Here is an 8,256-nt window from a genome sequence, read left to right on the forward strand (position 1 = left end):
AGGGCCGCGCGCATGTGCTGCGCGAAGTGATGTCGCGCCGGAACGGGCGGGAATTGTTGAGGATATCAGGCGTGGACCTGGACGAGTTGGACGCTTTGCTCAGGTCCGCCGCCTGAAACTGACGAGCAGCAAGGAGAGACTACATGAGACCGACCTTTGTGGAAACCCGGAACTACCATCGCTTCATGGAAGGCATGGACGCGCTCGATGCGCGCGGGTCGGAAGAGTGCCGCCTGGTGGTCGTGGATGGCCTGCCGGGCCTCGGCAAGACCACCATTCTCGCGCGCTGGGCAACGCAGGAGAGCTGCCTTTACCTGCGCGCCAAGGTGGAATGGACGCCCTACTGGATGATGGCCGAACTGCTGGCCGAGGCCGCGGTCACGCCGCCGCATGGGCATGAGGCACGGTTCCGCGCCTGCATCGCGACGCTCCGGGCACGGATGGGGCTTGCGCGGGCCACGGGAGCGCAGTTCGCCGTTGTCATCGACGAGGCCGACTATGTCTCGCGCCACTCGAAGCTTGTCGATGCGATCCGCGACCTCGCCGACCTGGCCGAGGTGCCGATCATCCTGGTCGGGATGGGACGGATCCGTGACAATCTCACCCGTCATCCCCAGACCGCCTCGCGGATCAGCCGCTACGTCCGCTTCGAGCCTGCCGATCTGGCGGACGTCGAGGAGTTCCTCGCCGCCAAGTGCGACGTGCCGGTGGCCAAGTGCCTGGCATCCTTCGTCCACCGAGCGACCGGCGGGTTCAACCGCGAGCTCCTCGAGGCGATCCGCTCCATCGAGCGCTTCGGCCATCGCAATCCGCCAGCAGCGCCCGAGGGCCTCACGGCGCGGGAAATGGCCGGCCAGCATCTCATCAACGACCGCAAGTCGGGCCAGCCGATCGCGGTCCCGGTGCGCTGACGATGAACCCGGACATGACCATCCAGACCCGCATCCTTCACGGCCTCGGCGATGCCTGCCTTCTGATCGGCGACATTGCGGAGGACCTCGGACTCGGTCGCGGGCAGGTCAGCCAGGCTGCGGCCCTGCTGATCGCGCGCGGATACGTCGAACGCGTGGAGCGCGGCTGCTTTCGGCTGACCGGTGCGGGGCGGCGCGCCCGCGACGAGGGCGTCACGATCGAGACCGGCGTGACCGGCCCGACGCGTGCGCTCCGCCTTCCGAAGCGCACCACGATACGGCAGCGCGCCTGGAACGCCATGCGGATCACTCGCACCTTCACCGTGGCCGACCTCACCACGGCGGTGGCCCGCGAGGGCGACGGCGACGTGGAGGAGAACCTGCGCCGCTTCGTCAACGCGCTGTCCCGCGCCGGCTATCTCGCCCGTGCCGCGCGCCGCAGGCCCGGCACCGCCCCGGGTTCGAATGGCTTTGCCGTCTACAGCCTCGTGCGGGACACCGGGCCGGTGGCGCCCGTGGTCAGCCGCAAGCGCTGCGCGATCCACGATTTCAACGGGAGGGCGGCATGACGCCCCGGCTTCCCATCGACATGCCCGAACCGGAATGGCTGGGTCTTCTGAAGGCAGAGCGGGCCAAGGGGCGGCCGGTGTCGGAGATCGCGCGCGACTGCGGCATGGCGCGGCCGTCCGTGTCGATGCTGCTCGCCGGCACCTATCCGGCGCGGAGCCTCGACCTCGTCGAGCGCAAGCACGGCGCCGCGATCGTCAAGGCGCTCCGGGACCGGGTGCTCTGCCCGCACCTGCGCCGCGGCATCCCGGCCGAGGAGTGCCGCGCCCACGCGGCTGCGCCGATGTCGATCTCGAACGTCGAGCGGATGCGCCAATGGGAAGCCTGCCGGCGCTGCCCGCTGAACCCCGTCACCGAACCCGAAGGAGGCAAAGGATGAGACGTGCGACCCGATGCGAAGGGCCCGCGCCGGAGGACATCTCGACCGCGAGGCGAAAGGCGATCATCCGGGCGCTGGTGGAACAGGCCCGCGCCGATCAGGACTACCTGGAAGCGGTGATCGTCGCGACCGGCAACATCATCGGCATCCGGTCGGTGCAGGCCGCGGTGTCGGTCGAGGACGTGCTCGATCTGATGCGCAGCATCGCCGCGGACGTTGTCCAGGCGAACCGTGCCGGGGTGCTGCAATGAACCGCCTCACCATCGCAGAACTCACCGTCAGGGCGCGACGCGGCATCGGCAAGGTCGACCGCTCCGGCCTCCGCGGCGCGACGCTCGTAACCCTCGACGAGGTGGAGGCGATGGCCATGCTGCTCGCCATCCTCGGCGTCGCGCCGATCTACCCGGGGACCTACGCGCCCCCGAACCTCATCCCCCACACCGAAGGAGAACGGGCATGACCCGCAAGATGAAGAGTTTCGGCACCAACATCCCGGTGCCGCAGGACGACAGCGAAGCGCGCGAGGCGATCCGTCTCGTGGTCCAGCAGGCACTGAGCGGCGACTGTAAGGCGGTCAGCGAACTCATGCGGCAGATCAACCGGTACTTCCCGGAGCGATTTGCGGGAGAGGACCCCTCCCTGCCGCCGAGCGAGGAGGACCTTAAGCTGCTGGAGGACTACGTCCGGCGCCGTCTCGGCGGCCAGGAACCGGGAAAGACGGAGGGGTCGGATGACGGCGAGTTCTGACATCCACGCCCTCCTGCGGCAGGACCTGCTGTCCTTCGTCAGGAAGGTCTTCGCGACGCTCAACCCGGGGACAGCCTACCTGCACAACTGGCACGTCGAGGCGATCGTTGAGCTTCTCGATCAGGTCATGCGAGGGGAGACGCGGCGCGCCATGATCAACGTGCCGCCCCGGACCCTCAAGTCGATGATCGTCTCTGTCGCCTAGCCCGCCTTCCTTCTCAGTCACGACCCGACGCGGAAGAGCTTCGTCGTCTCGCATGGGCTCGACCTCGCCGAGGAACACCACGCCGCTTTCCGCAAGGTGGTGGAGTCCGACTGGTACCGGGCAGCGTTCCCGACGATGTCGCCGGCGGCGGATAAGGATACCGCGCTCGTCTTCCGGACGAGCCGGGGTGGCCAGCGCAAGGCCTTCTCGGTCGAAAGCCGGATCACCGGCCAGGGGGCCGACATCATCATCCTTGATGACCCGCTCGACGCCTCCGATGCCCAGAGTGAGCTTGCATGCGCAAAGGTCAATGACTGGATCGTCGACGTCCTGATGGGGCGGTTCAACAAGGGCGCGACGGGAGTCATGGTCCTCGTCATGCAGCGCCTTGCGGTCAACGACCCGTCTGCGCGTCTGCAGGAAATCGAGGACTGGACCCTCCTGTCGCTGCCGGCAATTGCCGAGGAGGCCATCGAGGTCACGGTCGGCCCTGGCGCAGTCCACATGTTCACCAAGGGCGACCTCCTTCATCCCGGGTTGTTGGACAGGGTCTACCTCGACCAACGCCGCCGGGCGATGGGGAATGCGGCCTACAGCGCCCAGTACCAGCAGCGTCCGCTGCCCCCCGGCGGAGGGGTGATCGACATCAGTCTCTTCCAGCGGTTCAGGACGCTGCCCACGACAAGGGACACGCGCTTTCTCAGTATCGATGCCGCCTCGGGCTCGGACTCCGGCTCATACTCGGTGATCCAATTCTGGCAGATCAGCGATGGCCGCATCTATCTGGCGCGCAGCCAGAGAGGTCATTGGCCCTTTCCGGAACTGCGAAAACGGGCACTGGATGCGAAGATCGCGTTCCAGGCAGACTTCTTCCTCATCGAATTTGCATCGAACGGGCGAGCCCTCGCCGAGGAGCTTTGGGATTACTACCCGCGCGAGGAAAGGGCACGCGTCGTTCAGATCTTCAAACCCCAGCACGCGAAGTCGGTCCGGATGGATCTCGCCATGGTCCCGATCGAGGCAAGCAGGGTCTTCCTGCCCGAACAGGCGGATTGGCTCGCAGCCTTTCTCGCGGAACTCCAGGCCTTCCCCAACGGTGCGAATGACGACCAGGTCGACGCCCTGTCGCAGGCGATCTGGTTCTTCGGGCATCGCTACCAGGTCAGTCGCCACAATCCTGCGTACCGCAGTCGGTCCCGCGTAATCTCTCCGCGATGCCTGTGACGGGGTGGGCGGTCCAGTGCCGATCGGACCTTGAAGTTCGAATCCCGAACGGTCCGGTGTCGGTCATGTCGGTCTTCTCCCAGCTTAGGGCGTTGCTGGCAAACGAACTTTGGTAAGCGACGTATGCTCGTCCTCTCAGGCTGCCGGTTTCGAATGGAACATGACCTTCCATTCGCCCTGCTGGCAGACCTCTCCGTTCTGGTTGCGCACCTCGACCCAGAAGGTGACGATGCCCCTGCGCGGGTTCTTGGTCGGGCGCACCGCATCCACGCGCTGGAAGACATGGATCGTATCGCCGATCTTGACCGGCGCTTTCAGGTCCCAGGTCATGCCCAGGAAGGCGATGGCGGTGCCTTCCTTGATGCCGAGGCGGAACTCCAGTCCGGTGGCGATGGCAAAGACCGCCGGCCCGTGCAGGATACGGGTGCCGAAGGGGGTGCTTCTGGCGAATTCCTCGTCGGTATGGACGGGATTGTAATCGCCGGTGAGGCCCGCGAACATGACGATGTCGGCTTCGCTTATGGTGCGGCGCGGCGTGGTCCAGCTTTGTCCGGCCTCGAATTCGTCGAAGTAGAGCGCATTCGGCCCCACCCCGAGCCCCGCGCGGTCAAGTGACTTCCCTACGTCCATCCGTTCCTCCGTTCCTTGTCCGACCGGCAAGATGGCCGGAAAAAACCTAGCCTTCATACCGATAAGATTACAATAATACCATTAAGAATAAATTTCGACCATTAAGTCAGTATGGTCAAGGACCAATCCGCCGGCGGATGCAAGAAACGGGCATGATTTCTTCAGTGGTGTCGGGGGGGCGTTGACTCTTCGGTCAAAATATCCGTATCAGACGGGAAGAAATCTGACGAATGGCGGGGTCCCTTTGTGTATCCTGCGGCACGATGGACCGGTTTCCACATCGGCAGGAGCGATATGAACACGAATCTCCGCGAAGAACTGAAGGCCCGCAAGCAGGCCTATGTGCAGGACGAAATCATCGCCGCCGCCGCCCGGCTGTTCGCGGAACGCGGGATCCGCGCGGTGACGATCGACGACATCGCCTCGAGCCTCGGCTACACCAAGTCGGTCGTCTACTACTACTTCAAGAACAAGAACCAGGTGCTGTGGGAGATCTTTAACCGCATCCACCAGGCGTGGTGGGCGGACATGAAGGCGATCATGGACCAGGACATTCCGCCCGACCGGAAGCTGGCCGCGCTGATCCGGCAACATGCGCTGAACGTGATGGACCGGACGGAATGGACCGCGATCTACTTCCGCGACCAGTCCGAACTGACCGAGGCGCAGCAGGCCAGCGTGATCGAGCGCAAGCGCGACTTCGACCGCAATTTCCGCGACACCTATGCCAAGGGCGTGGCCGCGGGCCTGTTCAAGGACATTCCGCCGGCCATCGTCACCAGCGGCATCATCGGCATGTGCAACCAGGCCCATGCGTGGTTCAAGCCCGGCAAGGGCCTGCCGGCCGCCACCATCGCCGACCATTTCACCGACATCGCGCTGTCGGGCTGCCTGCGCTAGATGTAACGGCCGATCCAGGGCGCGGCCGCCTCAAGCTGGGCCGAGAGGCGCAGCAGCGTATCTTCGGCGCCGAAGCGGCCGATGATCTGCACGCCGACCGGCAAGCCCGCGTCGGTCCAGTACAGCGGCAGGCTGGCCGCGGGCTGGCCCGAGGCGTTGATGATGGCCAGGAAGGCGGTGTAGCGGCCAGCCTTGCGGCGGAAGCTTTCGAAATCACCGTCCATGCCGATCGTGCCCAGCTTCGCCGGAAGCTGGGTCAGGGTCGGGGTCAGCACGATGTCGAACGCCGCCATGTGGTCGGCCATCGTGCGACCGATGGCATGAAAGCGGTTGATCGCCAGCGCATAGGCCTCGGCCCCCAGCCGCTGGCCGCGGGTATAGGCGTCGAGGATCGCCGGTTCCAGAAGGACGGACAGGTGGGCCACTGGCTTCTGCCGCAGGAAGCCGTTCACCGTCAGGGCGACGCTGGCGCTCATCACGTCGATGATCGCGCCGATGAAGGCGTCGTATTTCAGAGCCGGCGGCGGGGTGTCGACGACTTCGTGGCCGAGACCGGTCAGCAGGCCGGCCGCGGCCCGGACCGCGGCGATGCACTCGGGCGCGATCGCGATGCCCTCCCAGGCCTCGGTCCAGCAGGCGATGCGCAGCGGGCGGTCGAAGGGCAGGTCCAGCCGCGCGAGGTATGATGGCGGGCGTTCCGGCGCGGCGTAGGGCTGGCCGGGTTCCATTCCGGCGATGCCGTCCAGCGCGGCGGCGCTGTCGCGCACCGTGCGGGTCAGCACGCCGTCGACCGCCAGCCCGCCCCAGCCCTCGCCGCGCAGCGGCCCGTGCGGCACCAGCCCGCGCGACGGTTTCAGCCCGTAGACCCCGCAGCAGGCGGCCGGGATGCGGATCGACCCGCCGCCGTCGCTGCCATGCGCGATCGGAACGATGCCGGTGGCCACCGCCACCGCCGCCCCGCCGCTGGACCCGCCGCTTGACCGGTCGCGGTCCCAGGGGTTGCGGGTCGGGCCGCCGTTCTGCACGGCCTCGGTCGTCGGCGCCATGCAGAATTCCGGCACGGTGGTGCGGCCGAAGGGCAGGAAGCCGTCCGCCAGGAAGCGGGTCTGCAAGGTGGCGTCCACCGCCGAGGTCATGCCGGCGAACAGCCGCGAGCCGACCGAGGACGGCAGGAAGGTAGAGCCGAGGCCGGAGTCCTTCAGAAGGAACGGCAGGCCGCCGAACCTGCCCTTCGGCGTGGCCGCCCGCGCCGCCGCCATCGCCGCCTCGGGGCGCAGGTGACAAAGCGCGTTCAGCGGCGGATTGCGCGCCTCGGCGATCTGCAGCGCGCAGTCGAGGAGTTCGGCTGGCGTCACCTCGCCCTTGTGGACCAGTGCGGCCAGCGCCAGCCCGTCGCGGCTCTTGTATTCATCGGCCCGCATCACCCCGTCGCTCCGCCCAGCCGCCGCGCCAGCGCAGCCTTGTCCACTTTGCCGGTCTTGCCCAGCGGCAACGCCGTCTCGAACAGATACCTGCGGGGAACCTTGAAATCGGAAAGCGTCCGCGCTGCGTGTTCTTCCAGGTTTTCGGTGGTGACTTCGGCACCGGGGCGCAGCACGACGAAGGCCACCGGCACCTCGCCGAAGATCCTGTCCGGCGCGCCGATCACGGCGGCATCCTGCACTGCCGGATGGGTGGCCAGCGCGTCCTCGACTTCCGAAGGCGAGATATTCGCGCCGCCGCGGATGATGATGTCCTTGATCCGCCCGGTGACGAAATAGTTCCCGTCCGCATCGCGGTGGCCCAGATCGCCGGTGCGGAACAGGCCACCCACGAAGGCCGCCTCGGTCTGCTCCGGCGCCTTCATGTAGCGTTTCATCGTGGCGGCGGCGCGCACGAGGATCTCGCCCTCTTCGCCCTCGGCGCAATCGCTGCCGTCGGGACGGACGATCCGCACCTTCAGCCCCGGAGCGGCGCGGCCAACGGCGTTGGCGGCCAGCGGGCGGGGATCGCCGGCAAGGCGGCCAAAGACTGGCGTGCTTTCGGTCATCGCGTAGTAGTTCTGCAAATCCGAGCCGAAGCGCGCGGTGAAGCGCTGCCGCATCTCGGGCGGCAGGGGCGCCCCGGCGGCGATCATCACCCTGACATGCGACAGATCGAACGTCAGGTCCCGCTGTTCGCAATATTCCAGCATCATCGAGAACATCGTCGGCACGCCGTGAAAGACGGTGACTCGGTGCTCGACCATCGCCTCCAGCACGTCGCGGGGATGGAACCGGCGCATGATCACCACCCTGCCGCCCGTCTGCAGCCCCGCCGCCGCCGCGGTGGACAGGCCGTAGAGATAGCCGAGCGGCAGCGCGACCAGCGTGGTGTCGCCGCTGCCGATCCCCCACATTTCCGCCAGCGCCCGCGGTGCGGCGACCTGCGCGGCGTGATCCAGGACGATGGCCTTGGGCGTGCCGGTGGTGCCGGAGGTGTAGAGCATCACCGCGACGTCGCCGCCCTTGCCCTGCGCGACCTCGCGCTCGAAACGGTCGGGCTCGCGCGCCGCGAGTTCGCGGCCCCGCGCCTGCAGGTCGGCGAGGCTGGCGAGGCCGGGCTCGGCGTAGTTGCGCATCCCGCGCGGGTCGTCGTAGACGATCGTCGCCAGGCGCGGCACCGCGGCGCGGATCGACAGCAGCTTGTCGACCTGCTCCTGGTCCTCGGCGATC

Annotated in this window: 12 protein-coding genes; 9 read left to right on the top strand and 3 right to left on the bottom strand. The window is 67.1% G+C overall.

The window, feature by feature from the left end; translation table 11 throughout:
* Positions 1 to 143 precede the first annotated feature (143 nt).
* The 8 genes from ACE3P6_RS02880 (at position 144) to terL (ending at position 4,033) form a co-directional block, all read left to right on the top strand.
* Positions 144 to 911, top strand: a complete 768-nt coding sequence (locus ACE3P6_RS02880; RefSeq protein WP_374391458.1) for an AAA family ATPase — start codon at positions 144 to 146, stop codon at positions 909 to 911.
* 2 nt (positions 912 to 913) lie between these two features.
* Positions 914 to 1,480 carry a MarR family transcriptional regulator gene (locus tag ACE3P6_RS02885; protein ID WP_374391459.1) on the top strand — a complete coding sequence of 189 codons (567 nt, stop codon included), beginning with the start codon at positions 914 to 916 and terminating at the stop codon, positions 1,478 to 1,480.
* Positions 1,477 to 1,857, top strand: coding sequence for a hypothetical protein (locus ACE3P6_RS02890; RefSeq protein ID WP_374391460.1), 381 nt, complete (start codon positions 1,477 to 1,479; stop codon positions 1,855 to 1,857). The genes ACE3P6_RS02885 and ACE3P6_RS02890 overlap by 4 nt, the downstream gene beginning before the upstream one ends.
* Positions 1,854 to 2,108 (top strand): hypothetical protein, encoded by a 255-nt coding sequence (locus ACE3P6_RS02895; RefSeq protein ID WP_374391461.1) that lies wholly within the window; start codon positions 1,854 to 1,856, stop codon positions 2,106 to 2,108. Before ACE3P6_RS02890 ends, ACE3P6_RS02895 begins: the two co-directional genes overlap by 4 nt.
* Positions 2,105 to 2,317: a hypothetical protein gene (locus ACE3P6_RS02900; protein WP_374391463.1), complete on the top strand. Its 213-nt coding sequence runs from the start codon at positions 2,105 to 2,107 to the stop codon at positions 2,315 to 2,317. Before ACE3P6_RS02895 ends, ACE3P6_RS02900 begins: the two co-directional genes overlap by 4 nt.
* The gene (locus ACE3P6_RS02905) at positions 2,314 to 2,604 is read left to right on the top strand and encodes a hypothetical protein (RefSeq protein WP_374391464.1); all 291 of its coding nucleotides are present in this window, start codon (positions 2,314 to 2,316) and stop codon (positions 2,602 to 2,604) included. Before ACE3P6_RS02900 ends, ACE3P6_RS02905 begins: the two co-directional genes overlap by 4 nt.
* Positions 2,588 to 2,809, top strand: a complete 222-nt coding sequence (locus tag ACE3P6_RS02910; RefSeq protein ID WP_374391465.1) for a hypothetical protein — start codon at positions 2,588 to 2,590, stop codon at positions 2,807 to 2,809. The genes ACE3P6_RS02905 and ACE3P6_RS02910 overlap by 17 nt, the downstream gene beginning before the upstream one ends.
* Positions 2,810 to 2,908: 99 nt before the next feature.
* Positions 2,909 to 4,033 (top strand): phage terminase large subunit, encoded by a 1,125-nt coding sequence (gene terL / locus ACE3P6_RS02915; protein ID WP_374391466.1) that lies wholly within the window; start codon positions 2,909 to 2,911, stop codon positions 4,031 to 4,033.
* 135 nt (positions 4,034 to 4,168) lie between these two features.
* Here terL and ACE3P6_RS02920 read toward each other — a convergent pair whose 3' ends face one another.
* Complete coding sequence (locus ACE3P6_RS02920; RefSeq protein WP_374391467.1) at positions 4,169 to 4,663, bottom strand: MaoC/PaaZ C-terminal domain-containing protein; 495 nt, start codon at positions 4,661 to 4,663, stop codon at positions 4,169 to 4,171.
* Positions 4,664 to 4,957: 294 nt separating this feature from the next.
* On the opposite strand from ACE3P6_RS02920, the gene ACE3P6_RS02925 reads away from it, so the two are divergent.
* Positions 4,958 to 5,563 carry a TetR/AcrR family transcriptional regulator gene (locus ACE3P6_RS02925; RefSeq protein WP_374391469.1) on the top strand — a complete coding sequence of 202 codons (606 nt, stop codon included), beginning with the start codon at positions 4,958 to 4,960 and terminating at the stop codon, positions 5,561 to 5,563.
* Here the strand turns inward: ACE3P6_RS02925 and ACE3P6_RS02930 are convergent.
* Together ACE3P6_RS02930 and ACE3P6_RS02935 are read right to left on the bottom strand one after the other, a co-directional pair.
* On the bottom strand, positions 5,560 to 6,984 hold the full coding sequence (locus tag ACE3P6_RS02930) for an amidase (RefSeq protein ID WP_374391470.1): 1,425 nt from the start codon (positions 6,982 to 6,984) through the stop codon (positions 5,560 to 5,562). The two genes, ACE3P6_RS02925 and ACE3P6_RS02930, sit on opposite strands and share 4 nt — an antisense overlap.
* The coding region (locus tag ACE3P6_RS02935; protein WP_374391471.1) for a class I adenylate-forming enzyme family protein at positions 6,984 to 8,256 on the bottom strand (1,273 nt) is incomplete at its 5' end. The genes ACE3P6_RS02935 and ACE3P6_RS02930, both read right to left, overlap by 1 nt.

Source organism: Tabrizicola sp. (assembly GCF_041911175.1).
Taxonomy (GTDB): domain Bacteria; phylum Pseudomonadota; class Alphaproteobacteria; order Rhodobacterales; family Rhodobacteraceae; genus Tabrizicola.

What these genes read in the sequence shown, in the direction of transcription:
- ACE3P6_RS02880 (WP_374391458.1), top strand. Translation starts at nt 144, where the DNA reads ATGAGACCGACCTTTGTGGAAACCCGGAACTACCATCGCTTCATGGAA.
- ACE3P6_RS02885 (WP_374391459.1), top strand. Translation starts at nt 914, where the DNA reads ATGAACCCGGACATGACCATCCAGACCCGCATCCTTCACGGCCTCGGC.
- ACE3P6_RS02890 (WP_374391460.1), top strand. Translation starts at nt 1,477, where the DNA reads ATGACGCCCCGGCTTCCCATCGACATGCCCGAACCGGAATGGCTGGGT.
- ACE3P6_RS02895 (WP_374391461.1), top strand. Translation starts at nt 1,854, where the DNA reads ATGAGACGTGCGACCCGATGCGAAGGGCCCGCGCCGGAGGACATCTCG.
- ACE3P6_RS02900 (WP_374391463.1), top strand. Translation starts at nt 2,105, where the DNA reads ATGAACCGCCTCACCATCGCAGAACTCACCGTCAGGGCGCGACGCGGC.
- ACE3P6_RS02905 (WP_374391464.1), top strand. Translation starts at nt 2,314, where the DNA reads ATGACCCGCAAGATGAAGAGTTTCGGCACCAACATCCCGGTGCCGCAG.
- ACE3P6_RS02910 (WP_374391465.1), top strand. Translation starts at nt 2,588, where the DNA reads ATGACGGCGAGTTCTGACATCCACGCCCTCCTGCGGCAGGACCTGCTG.
- ACE3P6_RS02920 (WP_374391467.1), bottom strand. Translation starts at nt 4,663, where the DNA reads ATGGACGTAGGGAAGTCACTTGACCGCGCGGGGCTCGGGGTGGGGCCG.
- ACE3P6_RS02925 (WP_374391469.1), top strand. Translation starts at nt 4,958, where the DNA reads ATGAACACGAATCTCCGCGAAGAACTGAAGGCCCGCAAGCAGGCCTAT.
- ACE3P6_RS02930 (WP_374391470.1), bottom strand. Translation starts at nt 6,984, where the DNA reads ATGCGGGCCGATGAATACAAGAGCCGCGACGGGCTGGCGCTGGCCGCA.